Genomic DNA, 19489 nt, shown 5'->3' with positions numbered 1-19489 from the left:
CTTTTTTTTTTAAAAACATCACTTATCAAGAAGATGCCGCAGCCATGGAGCTCAGAGGAGTGAATGCTGTCGTTCTCGCAGGAGGCCTCGGAAGGAGGTTCAGGGAGAAGGGTGGAGGAGAGAAGCTCTTCGCTCCAATTGAGGGAAAGCCAATGCTGCTGAGGCTGGTAGAGAGCCTCTCCCCAGCCTTCCCCAAAATCATCGTGACAACGAAGGGGGACAAGATCGGGGAGATCGAGAAGCTGCTTGGCGGGTTTGGGAACGTGGAGGTCATCGACGACGGCTTCGAGCACAGATCCCCCATCTTCGGAATGATAGCAGGGGCCAGGGAAGCTGAGAGCCCCCTCGTCTTCGTCGCTTCTGGGGATTCCCCCTTCATAACCCCCTCCCTCCCCTCGGCCCTCCTAGAGCTCGGCAGAGGTTGCGAGGCAGTTGTCCCTCTCTGGCCCAGCGGAGCAGCCGAGCCCCTCATTTCTCTCTACTCGAGGGAGCTCCTCCTGAAGTCTTCCCAGGTCCTCGGCCTGAAGCCTGTGAGGGGGGATGAGGCTGCGAGGGCCTCCAGATCCCTAGCCCTCGTCCCGGTCTCCCTCCTCGAGGAGAGGGGAGTTGATGCGAGGCAACTTCTGAGCATCAACGAGCCTTCCGAGATTTCAGCTTTGGAAGGGAAGGCTTTGGAAATAAAGGGGCGAAAAGAAGATCCCGTGATCATCGAGGAAAAAGAGAGACCCTACTGGGATGCTGTGGAAAAAATAAAGGCTGGGAAGATGCTCGAGGCCTCTCTCAAGTTCGCTGAGGAAGCATTACTGCTCTCGAGAGAGAGGCCAAACCTCCTCTCCCTCCACGCCCTCCAGGACTCTTTAACCTTCCTTTCTCGGGGCAGCAGCGCTCAATCCATCAGGCCGGGAACATAGAAAAACCTCTCGAAGGCCCTGAAGGCCTTGGAGAGCGCGAAGCCAACGATGACGTATATTGCTGCAAGGATAATGTACACCTCAAGATACCTGAAGCTCCCGGCAGCTATGTACCTCGAGACGTAGAAGAGCTCCGGCAGGGTCACGAACGAAGCTATGCTGGAGTACTTGAAGAGGGCCACGAACTCGTTCCCCAGGGATGGGAGGGAGGCCCTGAGCCCTACTGGTAGCACTACGCTGAACACAGCCTTCCACTTCGAGAGACCCAGTGACTCCGCGGCCTCGTACTGGGTCTTCGGGACGCTGTTGAGCCCGGCCCTGAGGTACTCGGACTGATATGCAGCTGAGTTCAGGGCGAAAGCGAGCACGGAAGCCTGAAGAGGCGATAGGTTCAGCCCTATGGAAGGCGATGCATAGTATATGAAGAAGAGCTGCACCATCATCGGGGTTCCCCTGAAGGCTTCAACATATGCCCTCACGAGCCACCTCGGCAGCTTCAGCGAAGAAAAGACCCTCACCGCAGTGAAGAGGGAGGCAAGGAGGAATCCGAGTGCAAACGAGAGGAGGGAGACCAGGAGAGAATAGCCCAGGGCCTTGAGGAGGATCTGCCAGTTTCCGGCGATTATCTCGAGCCCCAGCAATGCTCACCACTCCGGCTCTATCTTGTAGAGCTCCCACATTTTGCTCAAGAAAGCCCTCGTCCTCTCCTTCTTCGGGGAGAAGAGTATCTCCTTGGGGGATCCCTCCTCCACGACCTCACCCGAGTCTATGAAGGCGATCCTCGATGCAACAGATGCTGCGAATCCGAGCTCGTGCGTTACGACAACCATCGTCATGCCCTTCCTAGCTAGCTCCTTCATGACCTGAAGCACCTCCCCCGTCAGCTCCGGATCCAGAGCTGAGGTAGGCTCATCGAAGAGGATCACCTCCGGCTCCATGGCCAGAGCCCTCGCTATTGCTACTCTCTGCTGCTCTCCTCCGCTCAGCTGAGACGGGTACTTTTCCCAGAGCGCCCTCGATATGTGCACTGATTCGAGGGCAGCCTCCGCCGCCCTCCTGGCTTCATCCTCCCTCATCTTCTTTACTTTCGTCAGCCCGAACATCACGTTCTTCATCACCGTCATGTGGAGGAAAAGGTTGAAGTGCTGGAAGACGATCCCTATCTTCTTCCTGTACTCAACCGGATCGATCCCGGGGGAGGTGAGCTCAATCCCCCTGAACAGAACCTTCCCCCTGTCCGGCCTGACGAGGAGGTTCATCATCCTCAGAAGCGTGGACTTCCCTGAGCCGGAGGGGCCTATTATCACGAACCTCTCCCCCTCTTTCACTTCGAGGGAGATGCCCTTCACAACAGCTCTGCCGTCGTAGATCTTCCAGACATCCTCGAGCCTTATCAAGCTGCTCACTTCAGCCACCACCCACGAACTCCTGAATGCTGTAGCCGTACGAAAGCCTCCTGTAGAGGTAATTTGCGAGAGATGATAGGGAGAAGCAGATTGCCAGGTAGATGAGGGAGACGAATATCATTGGATAAGTGAAGCTCAGGATGACCTGAGCGACGTGAACGGACTGGGTGAACATCTCCGTGACCCCTATGGCATAAGCAACCGATGTGTCCTTCAGCAGCGTCGTGTACTCGTTTATCAGAGCTGGTATGGAGAGCCTGAGGACCTGGGGAAATATGACATACCTGAAGCTCTCCCACCTGCTCAACCCTATTGCCAGGGAGCTCTCGTACTGGGAAGCACTCACCGAGCGCATGAGGGACCTGAATATCTGGGACTGGTAAGCTCCCGAGAGGATCCCCATTCCAACAGCCGCTGCTGCGAGATTCGGCAGCTTTATTCCAACGGAGGGGAGGCCGTAGAATATCAGGAAGAGCATGACGAGGAGGGGGATCCCCCTGAGGACATCGACAGCTGCATCAATAGCCCTCGCAGCAACCTTTTCGGAGAACGTCCTCAGGAAGAGGAGGAGGAACCCGAGCGCGAAGCCCAGGGCGAAGCCTGCAAGTGAGAGGAGGACAGTTACCCAGAGAGCCCTCAGAATTATCCCCACATATGGGAAAAAAGATTGAGGGGCAAAAACCACTCAGCTGCACCTCAGCCGAACCACTTGCTGACCAGCTGATCCCACTGCGGGGAGTTCATGAGCTGCTGGAGGGCCGAGTTGAGCTGGTTCAGGAGCTGCGTGCTGTCCTTGTTCACAGCAATCCCCAGCCTCTGCCCCGTATCCAGCGTCGCGGAGATGACAACGGGGTACTGCTTCGCGAAGGCCTCAGCTGCAGTGGTGTCTATCATAGCAGCATCGAGCTTCCCGTTCACCAGGTCCTGGACTACCAGTATGAAATTCTCGTAGGACTTTATGTTTATGCTCTTCCCAGTCTGGTTCACATACTGCTCAAGCATGAGCTCTCCCGTCGTCCCGCTCTCAGCTCCAACCGTCTTCCCCACGAGGTCATCGAGGGACTTCGGCATGAAGCTGCTCCCTTTCCTCACAACTATTGACATTGTGTTGTTGAAGTAGGGAATGGTGAAGGAGACCACCTTCTCCCTCTCGGGCGTTATTGTCATCCCCGCAATTATAGCATCTATCTGCTTGTTCTGGAGCGCCAGTATCAGGCTGTCGAAAGACATTGGGACGATCTCAACCTTGTAGCCCGTCATGTTCGCCAAAATGTTGATCAGCTCTATATCGAACCCCACGATGTTGCCCTTGTCGTCAATGAACTCAAACGGCGGGTAGTCCGGGGAGGTCCCTACCTTCAGCACTGGGAGGGAGGCCTGTGCAGTTGATGATGTTGCTGCTGGAGACGTTGTTGTCGATCCCGCAGGAGAGGTCTGCGCTCCCGTCTGCTGCACCGTTGAGGTGCTGGGCGCTCCTCCAGCTCCATGCCCAAGGTAGAAGGCTGCCCCCGCAGCCGCTGCAACAACTATGACGATCAGAGCGGCTATCAGTGTTCCTTTCACTTCAACCACCTTTCTGCATGCGTGAGTGATTCATGACCTCCCGCTCTGTTAATAAAGAATGCGCAACGGTGAGGATATTTTTCCCAGGAAATGCAATGCCAGTTGCATTTCCCAGCAGTTTGGGAAGGATTCAGATGCCGAGCATAGAGAGAATGAGGAGTATAGCTGTAGCTGAGAGGCTCAGGAGGGCGAACTTCATCATCCCCCTCAAGCCTCCCTCGCCGCTTATCTTCCCCATATAAGCCCCCAGCCCTGCTATTATGGCATTGGAAATAGCCACCGATGCAGCAATGGCTGAGCTCAGATCGAGGAGGCCCCTTATGCTCAGAATGAATGGGGAGAGGGCAGCAAGCGTGAAGGCTATGCTCCCGCTCATGCTCCATAAAGCTACGTACAGCGGTGCCAGCCTGGCCACTTCCCCATAGATCGAGTTCTTTACCTCAGCCAGGAGTTGCTCCTCTATCTCCCTGAGCTCCCTCAGCCTCTCGGCCTTCTCTGTCACGTACACTCCGAGGAAGGAGCTGAAGATCCCCATAGTCAGCGATCCCCCCAGAGCGGAGCCCAGGTACGAGTGGGGGGAGGAGGTCCCAAATATGAAGTTCCCCAGCACTATCCCGATCGCAGTAATGAGGCTGTCGAAGCTGTTAGTCACGAACATCCTCCTCGCTATCTCATCAACTCCCATGCTGCTGAGCATCCTCTTGATGCGGTGCAGCTCATCGATGCTCCTTCGCAACTCTCCGCCTTCCCCCTCATCCTAATTATGAAAGCTCTCAGGATAAAAAAAGCTCCCGAGAAACTCTATATTTCCGCGATTCCAATGAGAAGATCGAAGAGCCCGGTGTGTGAGCCTTGAGCAGGGAGTTCGAGCTGGTCCTCTACCAGCACGGGAGGAGGAGCTACGGCATAGAGGAGAACGTGAAGAGAGCTGTCAAGAAGCTGGGAGAGCTGAGGATCGATTCGCAGGGCATAGCAGTTTTCCCCGAGATGTGGTTCGGCCCAATCGCTCTGGAGGAGGATAAACTGAACGAGGCCCTCACCCCGCTCCACCTCCTCTCCTCCGACCTCGGCCTCCACATCCTTCCCGGAGCCTTCTACGTGAGGACAGGGGAAGGAGCATTCAGCAGGAGCTACATGATATTCCCAGACGGAAGGATGGAGCTGATGTCCGAGAAGATCTTCCCCAGCCTCCCCGTGAGGGAGAGGGAGAAGATAAGGGCCGGGAGGATCCTCAAGACCGTAGACCTCGGCTTTGTGAAGGTTGGTGCAGTCATCTGCGTCGATGCCATGTACCCAGAGATTGCCAGGTGCTTGGCCTTGAGAGGAGCTGAGCTCATACTGAACCCGGCCAGCATACCAGAGAACAGGGCATCGCTCTGGAGGAGCCTCGCCTCTGTGAGGGCGGCAGAGAACACGGTTTTTTGGGCAGCCGTCATGCTGACGGAATCCACCTATCCCGACGGAAGGCCTGTCAGGGGAGGAAGCGTTGCAGCCGATCCCAAGGGGGAGATAATAGCCGACAGCGGAGCTCTCGAGCAGGCCATCAGGGTTAAGATAGACCTCTCTGTCCTGGAGAGGCAGAGAGAGAGGTGGCCCTACCTAAGCGACATCTCGAGCTCAAGCTTGAGCGGGATCTGCGGAATCTTCCTGAGATGATGCTTTTCCTCCAGCCAGCCTCATCTTTATCCTCAGCTTCTCCTCATCAACCTCGAACTCCTTCCCTCCCTCAGCCTCACCATATTCTAGCTTCGAGGCCCTCGTCTCGCTCATTATGTACTCCCTGAACCGCTGCACCGCCCTCCTCAGCTCCTCCGACTCCGTGAAAACCTCGACCTCTATGACATCATTGTACTGGAGGCCGGCGCTCTTCCTGAGCATCTGTATCCTTCTCACCAGCTCCTTCGCGTACCCCAGAAGGAATGTCTCCTCGTCGCTCTCCTCAACTACGTAGACCTTCGCACCCCCCTCGACATCGAGCTCTGCCTCGAACTTCTCCGGCTTCTTCACTCCAACATCCACAGCTGTTACGTTGGCCATCGTTGCAACGATCTCCGCTACTTCTCTCCTCTCCTCCTCGCTGAGCTCCTGGGGGAGGATTAAGGCAACCCTTTTCATAGGCATCCTCCTCTTCATCCCCCTTCCAGCCCTGTATGCTAGGATCGACTCCACAGCCCTGAATGCTTCCTCTACGATGCTCTTCGCCCTCTCATCAAGGAGGCTCTGCGGCAGCCAGCTCACCTCCTCCATCATGACGCTCTCCTTCTTCTTCCCTCCAAGGCTCTCGGCAACGGCCTGGTAGAGGTACTCGGCATGGTAGGGGGTGAAGACTGCCATCAGGGGGAAGGACCTAGTGAGGACGGTGTAGAGAGTCGCGTATGCAGCCCTCTTCTCCGGGGCATCCTCCTCTGTCCACACCCTCCTCCTCACCGCTACAACATACCTGTGGCTCAGGTCCTCTACCAGGAAGTCGTAGAGGGCCTTCGAAGCTGCATGTATCTCGAAGTCCTCAGCCTTCTCGACAACCTCCCTCATTACCTCGTTCAGCTTTGTCAGCACCCACCTGTCAGCAAGCTTCAGATTCTTCAGATCATCCTCGAGCCTCTCCGCCTTCCATCTGTCGAGCTGGGCGTAGGAGACGAGGAACCTGGCAACGTTGTAGATTATCCTCAGCTTCCCCCCTATCTCCTCTATCTCCTTGTCCACATACCTTATGTCCTGCCACGGGGAGTTCCTGTAGCACATGAAGAGCCTCAGCTGGTCTGCCCCGTGTCTCCTCACGGCATCTCTGGCCATGACGACGTTTCCCTTGCTCTTGCTCATCTTCTGCCCCTGGCTGTCCAGTATGAGCCCGTGCATCCCGAGGGTCCTGTATGGGCTCCTCTCATGCAGAACTGTGCTAGTAATCAGGAGAGTGTAGAACCACCCCCTCACCTGCTCCGGCGGCTCGAGGGCGAAAGAGTAGGGATAGAGGTAGCTGTGCAGGCGCTCCATGTTCAGCTGCCTGAGCGCAGCTGTATGAGCTACTCCGCTGTCTGCCCAGACATCAGCTACGAAGGGCTCCCTTTTCATCTCCCCTCCGCACTTGGGGCACTTGAGCACAATTTCATCGATATACGGCTTGTGGGGATCCTCTATCTTCCTCCCAGAAGCCTCCTCGAGCTCCTTCAGCGATCCGAACACCCTAGTATAGCCGCAGCTCTCGCACCGCCATATCGGAAGAGGGGTCCCCCAGTACCTCTCCCTCGAAATGCACCAGTCCCTCGACGAGGAGACCCAGGAGTCCATCCTGCTGTAGCCCCAGCTCGGCCTGAACGCAGTTTCCCCGAGAGCCTTCCTCATGTCCTCAACCACAGCAGTCGTCCTGAAGAACCACTGCGTGCTGGGGTAGTAGATCAGCGGGGTCCCGCACCTCCAGCAGTGCGGATATTCGTGCTCCACCTCCTCGTATATGAGGACCAAACCCTTCTTCCTCAGCGCCTCGACGACCGCGTTGCTTGCATCTCTGAACCAGAGGCCGGAGAATGCTCCTGCCTCCTCGCTGAAGTACCCGTTCTCCCTGAGGGGAGTCCAGACCTCGAGGCCGTGCTTGAGCCCGGACTCGTAGTCCTCGGGCCCGTGGGCCGGTGCTGTATGAACTATGCCAGTCCCCTCAGTCAGAGTGACGTACTCAGCATCTATGACAGTGCAGTTCGGAGCCTTGCACTCAGCATCTTTGGGGACCTCCTCCGCAAGGGGGTGCCTGTAGCTCATTCCAACGAGCTCCTTCCCCTTCACCCTCCTCTCTATCCTTGCATCTTTCGCCTTAAGCTTGGAGATAAGGGAGGGGAGGAGGGCCTCCGCTGCTACATACTTCTCTCCCCCCACATCGAAGAAGGCATAGTCAGCCTCCGGATTAACGGCGAGGGCTCTGTTCGCAATTATCGTCCACGGCGTCGTCGTCCATGCGAGGAAGTAGAAGCTGCCGTCCGAGGACTTGACCTTGAAGTAGAGGCTGGGGTCCTTCACTACTTCTGCACCGAGGCTCAGCTCGTGGTTGCTGAGGGCTGTTCCGCACCTGGGGCACCTGGGGACAACCCTGCGGTCCCTGTAGAGAAGGCCCTTTTCGTAAGCCTTCTTCAGGAAGGCCCAGACCGTCTCCAGATACCTGGGGTGCCTTGTCTGGTAGGCGTTTTCGTAATCGAGCCATACCCCCAGCCTCTCGTTGTCCTTGACCCACTCAGCTATGTAGAAGTCAACGCTCTTCCTGCACTCCTCGATGAACCTCGAGACCCCAACCCTCTCCTCTATATCCCTCTTGCTCTTTACCTTGAACTTCCTCTCCACCTCTATCTCGACGGGGAGGCCCTGCGTGTCCCAGCCCGCCTGGGCCCACACCCTGTGCCCCGTTACAATGTGCAACCTGATCATTACATCCTTGTATATCCTCCCCCTGGCGTGCCCGGCATGCATGAAGCCGTTGGTGGTCGGGGGGCCTTCGAGGAAGGAGAACAGAAGCTTCCCCTCCCTCTCCCTCCATGCCATGTCGAGCACTTTCTTCCTCATTCCCTCCCTGCTCCAGTACTCGGAGACCTTCTTCTCGATATCCTCGTAGCTGTAGTTCTGCGGAAGGCTCCAGCTCAACTCTCCCACCTCAGCGAAATAGAAGATCCGATATCCTCGTCCAGGAAGGCCAGAAGGCTCCTGAACCTGTGCATCCTGTCGAAGCTCATCTCTGGAGGCCTCCCTCCGATCTCGAGGATCCGGCCTCCCTGCGAATAAACCATTCCGATTCCTGCTGCGGCATCAACAATCCTAAGCCTTGATCGGGCATCTATGAATGCATCTATCCTCCCGAGGGCGACATATGCGAGCTCCAGGGCGGCGCTGCCCAGGCTCCTTATTGAGACGTTCCACCCGCTGGAGGAGAGGGCATCGTAGAACCTCTTCACCTGCTCCAGAGCCCCCCTCTCATCGGCGTAGACAGCCAAGTACACATCTTCCCCCCTCTTCCTCCTCTCCTCAACTGCATCCTCCCTGCTCACCTTCTTCGCTCCGAGAAAAACCCCCTCCTCCCTCGAGAAGTTCACGGGCTCATCCCAGAATACAGGGTAAACGCACCCGGCTATGATGCTCTCCGCCCCATTCCCAAACCTCTCAGCGAAGGCAATGCTTATGCTGCTCCACCTTATCCCGCGGGAGAAGTTCCTGGAGCCGTCCAGGGGGTCTATGACTGCAGCTATGGGCTCACCCCCCATCTCGAAAACCCCCCTCTCCTCAGTAACTACCTTCCCCGCGAAGCCCTCTGACTCAAGGATCTCGAGGATGAGCTTCTCGGCCTCAACATCAGCCCTTATAGCTTCTCCTCCCTCCACCACCTTCTCAGAAGAGGAGGGCTCCGCGGCCAGCTTCCTCAGCAGCCCAGCAGCCTCCCTCGATACCCTGAGGCTCAGCTCCCTCAGCTCTTCCTCACTTCTGTTCGCTTCAACCACCCCATGCTCCTTCCCGATGGACGAGCGCTTAATAGTTTAAACCTCTAAAGGATATTTATCTTTTCCAGCAGTCGCCTCCAGAAGGGGAGGAGGCTGGAGAGCTTGGTAGCGAAGGCTTTGATATACACCCATGGAGATCTCGACGGGGTTGCCTCGGCAGCCGTGTACATCTACCTGCTGAGGAAGGCGGAGAAAGATGCAGAGATCTCTGTGAACTTCGCAGAGCCCAGCACCCTCCCATCCGTCCTCTCATCAACCCTCCCGCAAGAGACAGAAGGCCTCAGGATAGCGGTCATGGACCTCGGGCTGAACCCGAACACGAGGGAAGAGATCTTCAGAGTAGTGGTGAACCTTGGAAAAAGGGCAACTGTAGAGTGGTACGACCACCACATCTGGAGCGAGGACGAAATCAGGAGGATGAGGGAGGCAGGAGTCTCACTGTTCATTGACAGGGACAAGTGCGCAGCCGGCGTAGTTGCGGAGCACGCCTTCGGAGGGCTCGAGCCGGGGGACAACCTCTGGATCCTCGTCAGCTCAGTCTGCTCCTCTGACCTCTGGAAGTGGGACGAGCCCCTCTCCCCTCTGTACTACAGGGCCTTCGGGAGGAGAGAGGAGAGGATGAAGAGGGAGGCACTGGAGCTCTTCAGCAATGGAGCCATATGGAGCGATGAGTTCAGCAGCGCTGTGGAGGAGTACTTAGATCTGGAGCTGAAGGGTTACAGCGAAGCGCTGAAGAGGGCGAGGAAGCTGAGAATAGGAGGCCTGGAAGTAGCTTTTGCGGTCAAGCCGAGGGGTCCCCCCAACTCCAGCCTCCTCGCATCCCACCTCATGAGCAGGCTCGGGGCCGATGCTGCCGTCATAATCAGGGAGGACGGAGCTTTATCCCTAAGGTCAAGGGGTGCAGACGTGAACAGAATTGCGAGGTGCCTCGGGGGAGGGGGGCACATGCAGGCCAGCGGAGCAATGCTCTCTCTGCCCCTCCGCCTCAGGCTCTTGAGGCTCATTATCCCCCCTCTCTACAGGGTCCTCCTGGAGAGGTACGCAGCTTCCGAGGTCAGCTCCTGCTTCTCTGCGGTCAAGGATCAAGAGAGCTAGACAGAGAACCCGCAGCTCCTGAGCCTCTCCTCCATACTCCTGTAGGCCTCCAGAAACTCCCTCCCAGCAGAGCTCAGCGAATATCCCCTCCTCCCCCTCTTCCTCTCAACGAGGGGGACCATTGCCTTCGATTCAGCCATCTTTATCTTCATCCAGGCCCTCTTGTAGTTCATGTTCATCTTCGCGGCTGCCTTCCTTAGGCTCCCGCTCTTCTCTATCTCCTCCAGCAGCTCAGCAAGTCCCTTCCCCCCGATGACAATGCCGCCTGCCTCAACCAGTATCTCCAGCCTTGGATAGAAGCTGCTCTTCTGTGCAGATATGGAGCACCACCCTGCATTTTTAAGCTCTTCCAGCAGATATAAAAAGCTGGGGCCCGTGGCCTAGCCAGGATCAAGGCACCGGCCTGCGGAGCCGGAGATCCCGGGTTCAAATCCCGGCGGGCCCGCATACCAAAGCCAGAATAGTTTTCATGTTTTCCAGATTGCCGCAAAACATAATGGTTAACCACGGAACAAAATCAAAGCAGAAAACAGCATCAGGCCTGGGCTTTTTAAAAAAGATTTTTGTTCAAGAGGAATTGTACCAGAAGGCCCTCGTGTCCAGGAAGCTGCCATCGCCTAGGCTTACTATCTTGGCCACAGCCCCTGGGTACCAGGTGTCAGCTTTTATTTTCAGAATAACATAAGGGGTGGGAGCTTTGGTGACTCCCAGCGAGATGCTTACATTGGGAAGGTTTATCCCCACACTGAAGACGTATGTGCTTCCTCCCGTAACGAGGATATCTAGTGTATCATTTTGCAGTAAATCTATATATGCTACTCCGCTCACAGGCTGTCCCAGCTGTACTGAACTTCTTTCAATCCCCCCGGTTCGCGGAAGATGCTAACTGCATTTACCACCTCTATATAGCTATCCCACCAATCACATACGAGTGCTGGTATTTGAATTCGAACTGCACTTCTGTAATCTGCGGGCCACCGTTACGCCAAGAGCTCGTCATCATATCTCCATCGACGGTCATTTCTACATATCCTCCATCGAACCAAATGTCGCTGAAGGATGGATCCCTCCACTTTGTCTGTATTCTTATCTTGGTGCCCAATGGATAGTAGTACTGGACAGATATGTTGTAGTTGGTGGAGAACCTCAGCACTGTTGTGTTCTGGTACCACTCATTCAGAACTATTACGTCACCCGGAGAGGAAGGAGGAGGCTTTTGGAGGAGTTGCCCAGAGGCTGAGCTGTTCTTCGGGATGCTGTGCGCCACCACAGCGACCATCTTCTGCGTGTTGGAGTCCCTCGCAGGGTCCACAGCGAAAGTGTAGAGGCCGACGTAGGAGCCCTTCTCCACAACCGCCATCAGATTCACCGATTTGTATACATACTTATACTCGAAGGACAAAGGGGAATTGAATACCGTGAAGTAGTAGGCAGGTAAACCTGGAGTGAATGAAGCTACTCCTGCAGAATTTGAGTACCTCGTTCCTACGAGCTTCCAACCGTTCTCGGTCATCATGTAGAGGTATACCTTGGCATTGGGGAGAGGAGAACCATCGTCGCCCACCGCCTTTATGTATATCTCTTGGGGGTATGTCGCTGGGTAGTCCTCGTTTCCGATTTCACGACATTCCAGTAAGCAGGAGCAGCGAAGAACATCAGTATTAGGCCTATGACGAGCAGGGAAACATAATCAGCCATAATTCTTCCCTAATTTTATTACTGTCTTGTAACGATATAAAGATAGTGCCAAATTTAAAATATATAACATCAATTCACAGAACCATCTCACACCTAGATGGCATCCCTTGATTTTCAAGCCGGAAATCTTTAGGGTGAAGCAAAATCTATCGCTAACAGAGAATCAGGGGGTGCTGATGACGTCTAAGTTGCTGGTATCTTGCTTACTTCGCCGAGCTTCAGGTACACCACCAGCAGCAGGATGCCCGGTATAATTCCTCCAAATATGAACCCTAAAATCATCCACATCAGAGTGGACGACTTTGCTTCCTCGTAATTTCTTTCATCAATAAGCTTTACAATGTTGTTGCTTCCCATAAATATGATTATATTAATGATTCCGCCGATTATTCCCAAAATACCTATTGGGTGGATTGATGTTGCTGCTATACCGATAATCATTTCAAGTATTCCGAATATCAGTGAGACCATAGCTGCACCAGAAAGGAGGCTCTTAGCATCCTCGGCCGCTGGGTTTTTGGCTTGTGACACATCATCAACCTCTACATAAAAATAGCACCGCAGAAAGTATAAAAATTTTATGTATAGCTTGCACTCCTAGGTTTGCACTTTAGCGGGAAAGACTAGGCCTGTTCTCAAAGGTTAATCTCGGTAGCTTTTGTCTTATCTGACAGCACTTTAAGCACTTTCATTATCCATATCTACCAGAATCTTGATCTCTGACGGTACCGACAAGATCGAGACCGCCAGGTACCGGCGACCCGGGTTTCCACGGGGGCTGGGATTTCAGTAAAAGCCTCGCAGGAGAATAGCGTGATGATACCGAACAAGATACGCCTAGCTCTCCAAGCTATGTTAGAGCACGTGAAACCTCTTCCCGACGAGAAGGTGGCAAAGTACCTCTCAGAGGCGCAGGAGTTTGTTAAAGATCCCGACGACGCTCTATATGTTGCAACCGCGCATCTTCTGCGTAGCGAGGAGGGGTTTAAGCAAGCTATACTAGTTTTATGGAACAAGCGTGACTTCGACCTCTGGCGGCTGGTGGAGCGATGGGTAAGGGTGCTAGATCCTGGGGAATTCTATACTAACTATCTGAGGTCTCTCTTCTCGCCTGTCCAGGTTCAGTGCCTGTTATGCAATACCGCTAGCTTAGAGAAGGTTATCGAGGCCGCGCTTTCTACATAGGTGAGCGCCATATACTTGGTTGTTAACGAAGAGCCTCCAAACAAGATTGAAATCGAAACTCCGTGCCACATGATATTGATAGAATGGGAGGAGAGATATGGAGAGGTACTATGTCTCACCGTAGCTACTAGCTATAAGAGAGTGCATCGAAAAAGCACAGCAACCAATAGAAGAGGAGAGGTTGCGAGAAATGGAGCTAGCCAGGCAGTTATGCAAGCCATTTCCTTTCTCTTCCCAACAATATAATTCAAAAAGCGATAAGTAAAAAGAGTATAGCCAACGGATCTACGCATAACCCAGGCATGTATCCTCCTCCTTTTCATGAGTTAACTTCATTGGATGCTTTAAAAGTAGTTCTTTCATCCGAATCTTCCTCAATAAAATGCTTCCAAAGTTTACTAAGCATGTCAACTCTTTTCACAGGTACAGCTCTTCCATCATTGTTATTTAGTTAATTATTGAGTCAATATGTGCTTTTTCTGCGGGAGTTTACGCTTTTCTATTATTTCGCCAGTGCTTAGCCTCCAGCCGCATATATCATGAGCACAGATAATCCCCGAGATGACAACGGCTTCTATTCCGCCGCCTGGGAATGTGGAAGCACTTGCCAGGTAGAGGCCCTTTATGGGAGTTTTGAAATACGGCCTTTTTGTGTTAATTGATTGATGGAATGAATATATCGCTCCTTCAGGCATTGAAGTGTATCTCTCGAAAGTTTTAGGCGTTGCCGCATCCATTACGACTATATGACTACTTATGTCCGGGATGACCTTCTCAACTTTTTTGATTAATGCTTCAGCCAGCTCCCCTTTCTTCTTCAAGTACTCCTCCGTTCCCCTCTCAGGAAAGTCGTGGTAGCTTGCGAGGGTTAGTATTGTAAGGCTTGCCATGCCTTCAGGTGCCAGCGCAGGATCTGCGTTTGAGTTTATAACGACGCTGTAACCTTCATCTAGGTTGTTGATTATTGTTGGGTAGCTCGATAGATCCATATCCACACCCAGAAATACCACGAAAGCAGATGGCGACATCCTCAGATTTTTTATGTATTCAAGGAAATCTGTGCTCAGATGTTGCTTATCAATAAGCTTTAAGAAAACGGTTTTTGCGTTAACATTGGCGACAACTACAGGGCTCCTGAAAACTCTCTCACCAATCTTCACGCCTCTAACTTCTCCATCCTCCACAAGTATCTTATCGACTCTGTGCTTTGTAAGAACCTTGCCGCCATTGCGCTCTATAAAATCTCGCAAGGTACTAGCAAACCTCTGGGCACCTCCTTTCGGGAAGTATCCTCCGTAAAGATAGTATGCAACGGCGGCTGTTAGAGCGCTACTCGCAGGTGTTTCATCCGCTTTTGTCCCTAAATAGCCGAGCAACGCACAGAGTAAAGTCTTCAAATCTTCGTTCGTGAAAAACTCACTGAGTTTCTGCATGTATGTTTTATTCATCCAGTCATAGAAGTGCGGATGCTCCTTTGGATAATCGAGAAGCTTCTTAGGGCCAAAAACCTTCGCTATAAGCTCTGCTGGTAGCGGAGCACCGTAAACAAGGTCCCTATAACACTCATCATATGCTTTCTTGGCTTCGTCGAAGAATGTGTAAATGTTATTCGTCTCCTTCGGAAAAATCTCTGCGAGAGTCTGTATGAACCCTTCCAGATCATCAGCATCTATTTCTCTCTCCTTGAAGATAAACCTAACTCTGTTCCTCACAAAAAGCTCATCTCTATTAAGTCCAAGTTCGTTCAGTAGATAGCTGACGGGCCCCCTCTCCCACAGCCCACTTACATCCTCAACCCCCGCGTTGAATGTGAAGCCCATCCTTGCAAAAGACGAACAGTAACCACCTATTTGATAGTACTGTTCCAGAACCAGAACTTTATACCCTCTTTTCGAAAGCAGAGCTCCGCAGGTTAAGCCGCCTATGCCTGAACCAACTATAATAACGTCATATTCATCTTTACCCTTAGGCCTTCTAGGGTCTAAATCTACGCTCCAGTCGTACCTCTTAAAATCCTTTAAAGCGTAGTACGAGGGCGCTTTCAGAGGAAAGATAATAGAAAACGCCACACCAGCAGCTATCAAAGCATTAGAAAGCATCAAAGTCAAAGGGAATCTGAGCGTTAAGAAAATTAACGAATTAGCGGCGAAGACCGCTGCCCAAAATGCTGTGATTGCTTTGTTAACGGTCAAAAATATCTTGTCCCTCCAGTAAATCTCCGGATAATCCCTCTTTGATACCTGAAGGGTGTAGGGCTGTTCAATAACTAGGGAGGTTACAGACATTAAAAACAAAGCGAGATAGCTGAGGAAGCTGTTCTCCTCAACGAATATGCTTGAGTTGAAGATAAATGTAGCAACGGAAGCCGTGCTGAAGTAGAAGAGGGAAGTTATGTCCATAAGATTTGAATTCTTCTTGTGTATCTGATAGATTATTAGGATTAGCGAGATTAGAAGCGGAAGCGCAACCCCTAGCCTAGAGTCGATGCCACATAAAACCCAGTACGCAATCCATGGCGCGAAAGAAATTAGCAGGAAGAGCACGCCGGGCAGCTTCCTAACCATGGCTTCAGCCTTCGCAAACATATTTAGCTCTATTGATGTGAGGCTTATCATATTTAAGAAGCTTATGATTAGATTTTAATCGTTATGGTCAGCTTTTTTAAACAAAGAAAAGATGAAAGATGGTTTGTGGGAAAGAAAATGCGGCTCTGGTCTTTGCATCCGAAATATCTAGACTCTAAAGGTTTGGTTGCTTTATGGAGAGAAGGGTTGTTAGCAAAGAAAGTGCTTGAGGGCAGAACAAATGGTTATAGAAACCATCCTCAATTAGAGCGTTTCAAGAAGCATAAAGCTCCTTTGAGGGCAATAAATGCCTACCTTTTCGAAGTATGGAAGGAAGCGAGTAGGAGAGGCTATAATTTCGATCTTGAGAAGATAATACCGCTTGAGATAGATGAGAAAATACCCGTGACGAGAGGTCAGCTCGCATTTGAGTTTCAACATCTTCTGGAAAAGCTCCGCCAACGTAGTCCCGAAAGATATGAAGAAATAAAACATGTGAAGGAGGTAGAACCGAATTCAGTTTTCTACATTATTAAGGGTGGCGTAGAGCTTTGGGAAAAAGCGAAATGAATTCGATATATCAAATTAGAACTGATGGGTGTCTAATACATGCATGTACCTTGGAAAAATGCTGAAAATGCGCTAAACCATTAACTGAACAAGCCATTGAACATACTTTTGTATACGAAATGATAGTGAGTATTATCCTTTTATGGCTGGTGACAGTGGTTTTAGTCCTCAGGATATTCCATGCCAGAAGGCTGTGATTCGATAGAGATAGGGGCCTCATGTGGAAAGCAATTCAACCTCAAGAATGAGAGATGTGAAGATGCTATCGAGTCTCGATGATTTTGTTGAATGGTTTGTTGAGCTGAGCAAACTCAGGATATTTCGGGCAAAAAACACGTAAAACTTCAATGTGATGAATGGGGATAATCGAACGTCCTTTTTGGACGCAAGTTGGATTGTTGAATAGAATAGAGAATATGGTTCTCGCAATTGTCGAGGAAAGGGTATTGATGAAGCAACTTATTCAAAGAGCCCTATGTGTAGTAAAAACAAAAACAATCACAGTGCCTGAGGTATAGGTCATAGACCTTAGCATGATCGATGCCATATTGTCGGTGGAGCTTTTCTGATGCGACAACTGTTGACCTCAATGAGTGCGTGCAGGCAAGTATTGTATGGAGGAAAAAGATCTGGGGACTTTTGGAGAGACCCAAAAGCAGAGATTGGGTTAGCTTTTCTTACTGCCGGGATTTGGAGATCATATTATGCTTGCCTGTTTGCTTAGTGAGACGCATATCGTTGGCTTATCCATATATCTACTCTATATATCTACAATTTTAACGCTGACTATGGTGCTCATGTAGCTAAGTCTCACTCGAAAAGGAGGGCTGGGACAGCACTATACGTGCAGCATGCCTGTTGTACTGCTACTACATTCGGCTTTAGCCGGTTCCACATATAGATTTTACTGGAATTCCATAATCAATTGTAATTAGTTTTTTGAAAGCGCTATCTTTACTTCCAAACAAGGGAAATGCAAAAACTCACCTTTTCGAAGAAGAGGTGGGTCAGCACCCCCACTAAAGTTAGGAAGGAGCTCTTGGAGGAAAGCAAAGTAGTTGAGCAATAACTTTTATAAGAAAATCTCTCGAGAAAGAGGTGAAAAGAGGTGATGAGAAGCAGATTGATGAAGCTGGAAGAGGATCTGAAGAATATGCGAGCCACGCTGGATAAGATAAATGTGAACAAGATCGTAGAGATGATCCGCGAAGATAGGGAATCGAGATGAATAAGCCTAGCTATTTGTTTGATGCATCGCTTTCAGTCTTTTCTAATTGCTTCAATTGCTTCCGTCGTCTAGATGAGACTGTCTAGACTAACCACGCTGACCATATCTTTCAGTCTTTTCTAATTGCTTCTCGTAACATAGCTGTACTGAAACTCATTTGAGTTTAAAGCTTTTCCTGAACTCCTCACTGGATTTCAAAGCTTCCTCAAGGTCTTCCTCGGTTAACGAGAGCCTCAGCTCCTCGAAGGCCCTGCCTGGCTCAGAGGCCTTCGCTCCTGAATGCCGACTTCGAGAAGCGCCTGAGGAAGCAGCAGCAGCATTTTTCTTCAATTGCTCCACCGTGCAGTCAGTAGTTCAATGATTATAACATAGCTATAAATAAATTGTGCACCATCCTGACAATCATGACATTCATGTATAGAAATGTGCAATTAGAAAACTGAGTAGGATCGAGATCGATTTATAGGACGGCAAAAATATTCATTACTGCAAATTACTTCAGCCTAGCTCTTATCGAATTCGCGTGCTCCATCAACCCCTCAACTTCAGCTATCTTAGCAGCGTGCTCTGCCAAATTCATCAAGCCCTCGCGGGTCACATATTGAATATCCACAATTTTGATGAAGTCTAGAATACTCAAGCCGCCCCTTTTCTTTGCGAACATGTTTGTAGGCAGCACATGGTTTGCGCCTATAGCATAGTCGCCCAAAGCTATTGGAGTGTAAGGACCTACGAAAACTGAACCAGCGTTTTTAACCATTTTTGTTGCCTCAGCTGCACTGACCTCAGCTGATACTATTTCCAAGTGCTCCGGAGCATATCTGTTGGCGAAGTCAAATGCTTCCTTGAGGCTGTCCACCACTATTATAGATCCATAGTTCTTGAGGGATGCTTCTATTATTTCCCTCCTAGGGGATGAATGTGTCAGCTCGTCGAGCAGCTCAGACACCTCATTAGCGAGCTTGGGAGAAGTAGTCACCAGTACTGTCGCAGCCATCGGATCGTGCTCCGCTTGAGCTATCATGTCCATTGCAACATAGTACGGATTGGATGACTCATCGGCAATTATCAGAGCTTCGGTTGGCCCCGCGATGAAGTCAAAGTCCACGACTCCATAGAGAAGCTTCTTGGCTACAGCTACCCACACATTCCCCGGACCCACAATTTTCTCAACCCTCGGAATGGTCTGGGTTCCAAAGGCCATGGCAGCTACGGCATGGGCTCCGCCAACCTTAAAAACATCTCCAGCTCCGACCAAATCAAGCGCTGCGAGCGTGGCTGGGCTTATCGAGCCATCCGGCCTCGGAGGAGTGCAAACTGCGACCCTTTCAACCCCTGCTACCTTTGCCGGAATAACCGTCATCAGAACCGTTGAAGGATAGGAGGCTCTGCCTCCTGGGACATAGATCCCCATGCTCTCGATGGGAGTCCAGAACTGCCCTGCATATACGCCGCTGCTAACTTCGGTTATCCACATCTTCTTCGGCAACTGCTCTCTGTGGAATTTTTCGATGTTCTTGGCAGCCACCTTGAGGGCATCGATGAAGTCTTCAGGCACACTGCTGCGCGCTTTGCTGAACTCCTCCCTGCTCACCTTCAAACTTTCCTTATCGAGCACTCTCTTCCCGAAAAAGCTCTCGTAGAACCTTATAATTTCATCATCGCCGTCCTTTCTGACACGCTCAATTATACCCTCCACTTCCCGCTGAATGGACTCAACATCAAGAGAAGACCTGGCAAGTATCCTAGTGAGGTCCTCGCCACTCAGCTCGGTCAGCTTCTTAGGTTTTATGAGAGGCAC

General features: G+C 51.6%; 20 protein-coding genes and 1 tRNA gene. 7 read left to right on the top strand and 14 right to left on the bottom strand.

What is annotated here, in order from left to right:
* The first annotated feature begins 44 nt into the window (after positions 1-44).
* A complete protein-coding gene (mobA, locus tag ACLGLO_RS01905) occupies positions 45-911 on the top strand; it encodes a molybdenum cofactor guanylyltransferase (protein ID WP_492128717.1) in 867 nt (288 codons plus the stop codon).
* On the opposite strand, the gene ACLGLO_RS01900 is transcribed toward mobA, so the two are convergent.
* The 5 genes from ACLGLO_RS01900 to ACLGLO_RS01880 all read right to left on the bottom strand — a co-directional run bounded on the left by ACLGLO_RS01900 (position 887) and on the right by ACLGLO_RS01880 (position 4616).
* Entirely contained in the window at positions 887-1552 is a 666-nt protein-coding gene (locus tag ACLGLO_RS01900) for an amino acid ABC transporter permease (RefSeq protein WP_492128716.1), read from the bottom strand. The genes mobA and ACLGLO_RS01900 overlap by 25 nt on opposite strands.
* A 3-nt stretch (positions 1553-1555) precedes the next feature.
* Positions 1556-2317 (bottom strand): amino acid ABC transporter ATP-binding protein, encoded by a 762-nt coding sequence (locus tag ACLGLO_RS01895; protein WP_492128715.1) that lies wholly within the window; start codon positions 2315-2317, stop codon positions 1556-1558.
* Position 2318: 1 nt separating this feature from the next.
* Positions 2319-3002 (bottom strand): amino acid ABC transporter permease, encoded by a 684-nt coding sequence (locus ACLGLO_RS01890; RefSeq protein ID WP_492128714.1) that lies wholly within the window; start codon positions 3000-3002, stop codon positions 2319-2321.
* Positions 3003-3013: 11 nt separating this feature from the next.
* Positions 3014-3889 (bottom strand): basic amino acid ABC transporter substrate-binding protein, encoded by an 876-nt coding sequence (locus tag ACLGLO_RS01885; protein ID WP_492128713.1) that lies wholly within the window; start codon positions 3887-3889, stop codon positions 3014-3016.
* A gap of 121 nt (positions 3890-4010) precedes the next feature.
* On the bottom strand, positions 4011-4616 hold the full coding sequence (locus ACLGLO_RS01880; RefSeq protein WP_492128712.1) for a VIT1/CCC1 transporter family protein: 606 nt from the start codon (positions 4614-4616) through the stop codon (positions 4011-4013).
* 116 nt (positions 4617-4732) lie between these two features.
* Here ACLGLO_RS01880 and ACLGLO_RS01875 point away from each other — a divergent pair, with 116 nt between their 5' ends.
* Positions 4733-5536, top strand: a complete 804-nt coding sequence (locus tag ACLGLO_RS01875; protein WP_492128711.1) for a carbon-nitrogen hydrolase family protein — start codon at positions 4733-4735, stop codon at positions 5534-5536.
* On the opposite strand, the gene ileS is transcribed toward ACLGLO_RS01875, so the two are convergent.
* Together ileS and ACLGLO_RS01865 are read right to left on the bottom strand one after the other, a co-directional pair.
* The gene (ileS, locus tag ACLGLO_RS01870; RefSeq protein ID WP_492128710.1) at positions 5498-8500 is read right to left on the bottom strand and encodes an isoleucine--tRNA ligase; all 3003 of its coding nucleotides are present in this window, start codon (positions 8498-8500) and stop codon (positions 5498-5500) included. The two genes, ACLGLO_RS01875 and ileS, sit on opposite strands and share 39 nt — an antisense overlap.
* Positions 8497-9348: an inositol monophosphatase family protein gene (locus ACLGLO_RS01865; protein WP_492128709.1), complete on the bottom strand. Its 852-nt coding sequence runs from the start codon at positions 9346-9348 to the stop codon at positions 8497-8499. Before ACLGLO_RS01865 ends, ileS begins: the two co-directional genes overlap by 4 nt.
* Positions 9349-9450: 102 nt before the next feature.
* On the opposite strand from ACLGLO_RS01865, the gene ACLGLO_RS01860 reads away from it, so the two are divergent.
* Positions 9451-10443 (top strand): DHH family phosphoesterase, encoded by a 993-nt coding sequence (locus ACLGLO_RS01860; protein WP_492128708.1) that lies wholly within the window; start codon positions 9451-9453, stop codon positions 10441-10443.
* Here ACLGLO_RS01860 and ACLGLO_RS01855 read toward each other — a convergent pair.
* The gene (locus ACLGLO_RS01855) at positions 10440-10670 is read right to left on the bottom strand and encodes a winged helix-turn-helix domain-containing protein (protein WP_492129111.1); all 231 of its coding nucleotides are present in this window, start codon (positions 10668-10670) and stop codon (positions 10440-10442) included. The two genes, ACLGLO_RS01860 and ACLGLO_RS01855, sit on opposite strands and share 4 nt — an antisense overlap.
* A 142-nt stretch (positions 10671-10812) precedes the next feature.
* Between ACLGLO_RS01855 and ACLGLO_RS01850 the strand changes: the two genes are divergently transcribed.
* A tRNA-Arg gene (locus ACLGLO_RS01850) sits at positions 10813-10888 on the top strand.
* 122 nt (positions 10889-11010) lie between these two features.
* Here ACLGLO_RS01850 and ACLGLO_RS01845 read toward each other — a convergent pair.
* The 3 genes from ACLGLO_RS01845 to ACLGLO_RS01835 form a co-directional block, all read right to left on the bottom strand.
* A complete protein-coding gene (locus ACLGLO_RS01845) occupies positions 11011-11271 on the bottom strand; it encodes a hypothetical protein (protein ID WP_492128707.1) in 261 nt (86 codons plus the stop codon).
* 73 nt (positions 11272-11344) lie between these two features.
* A complete protein-coding gene (locus ACLGLO_RS01840; protein ID WP_492128706.1) occupies positions 11345-12007 on the bottom strand; it encodes a hypothetical protein in 663 nt (220 codons plus the stop codon).
* Positions 12008-12324: 317 nt separating this feature from the next.
* Positions 12325-12672 carry a hypothetical protein gene (locus ACLGLO_RS01835; protein ID WP_492128705.1) on the bottom strand — a complete coding sequence of 116 codons (348 nt, stop codon included), beginning with the start codon at positions 12670-12672 and terminating at the stop codon, positions 12325-12327.
* Positions 12673-12954: 282 nt separating this feature from the next.
* Between ACLGLO_RS01835 and ACLGLO_RS01830 the strand changes: the two genes are divergently transcribed.
* Both ACLGLO_RS01830 and ACLGLO_RS01825 read left to right on the top strand, forming a co-directional pair.
* On the top strand, positions 12955-13326 hold the full coding sequence (locus tag ACLGLO_RS01830; protein WP_492128704.1) for a hypothetical protein: 372 nt from the start codon (positions 12955-12957) through the stop codon (positions 13324-13326).
* Entirely contained in the window at positions 13327-13572 is a 246-nt protein-coding gene (locus tag ACLGLO_RS01825) for a hypothetical protein (protein ID WP_492128703.1), read from the top strand.
* Positions 13573-13781: 209 nt separating this feature from the next.
* Here ACLGLO_RS01825 and ACLGLO_RS01820 read toward each other — a convergent pair whose 3' ends face one another.
* Positions 13782-15941: a phytoene desaturase family protein gene (locus ACLGLO_RS01820; RefSeq protein ID WP_492128702.1), complete on the bottom strand. Its 2160-nt coding sequence runs from the start codon at positions 15939-15941 to the stop codon at positions 13782-13784.
* 87 nt (positions 15942-16028) lie between these two features.
* On the opposite strand from ACLGLO_RS01820, the gene ACLGLO_RS01815 reads away from it, so the two are divergent.
* Entirely contained in the window at positions 16029-16460 is a 432-nt protein-coding gene (locus ACLGLO_RS01815) for a pyrimidine dimer DNA glycosylase/endonuclease V (RefSeq protein ID WP_492129110.1), read from the top strand.
* 1381 nt (positions 16461-17841) lie between these two features.
* Here ACLGLO_RS01815 and ACLGLO_RS01810 read toward each other — a convergent pair.
* The gene (locus ACLGLO_RS01810; RefSeq protein ID WP_492128701.1) at positions 17842-18027 is read right to left on the bottom strand and encodes a hypothetical protein; all 186 of its coding nucleotides are present in this window, start codon (positions 18025-18027) and stop codon (positions 17842-17844) included.
* A 154-nt stretch (positions 18028-18181) separates the two neighbouring features.
* A complete protein-coding gene (gene hisD / locus ACLGLO_RS01805; protein ID WP_492128700.1) occupies positions 18182-19489 on the bottom strand; it encodes a histidinol dehydrogenase in 1308 nt (435 codons plus the stop codon).

The sequence above is a fragment of the Fervidicoccus sp. SLHALR4 genome (assembly GCF_058692745.1).
This window is presented reverse-complemented; position numbering and strand designations above follow the sequence as displayed.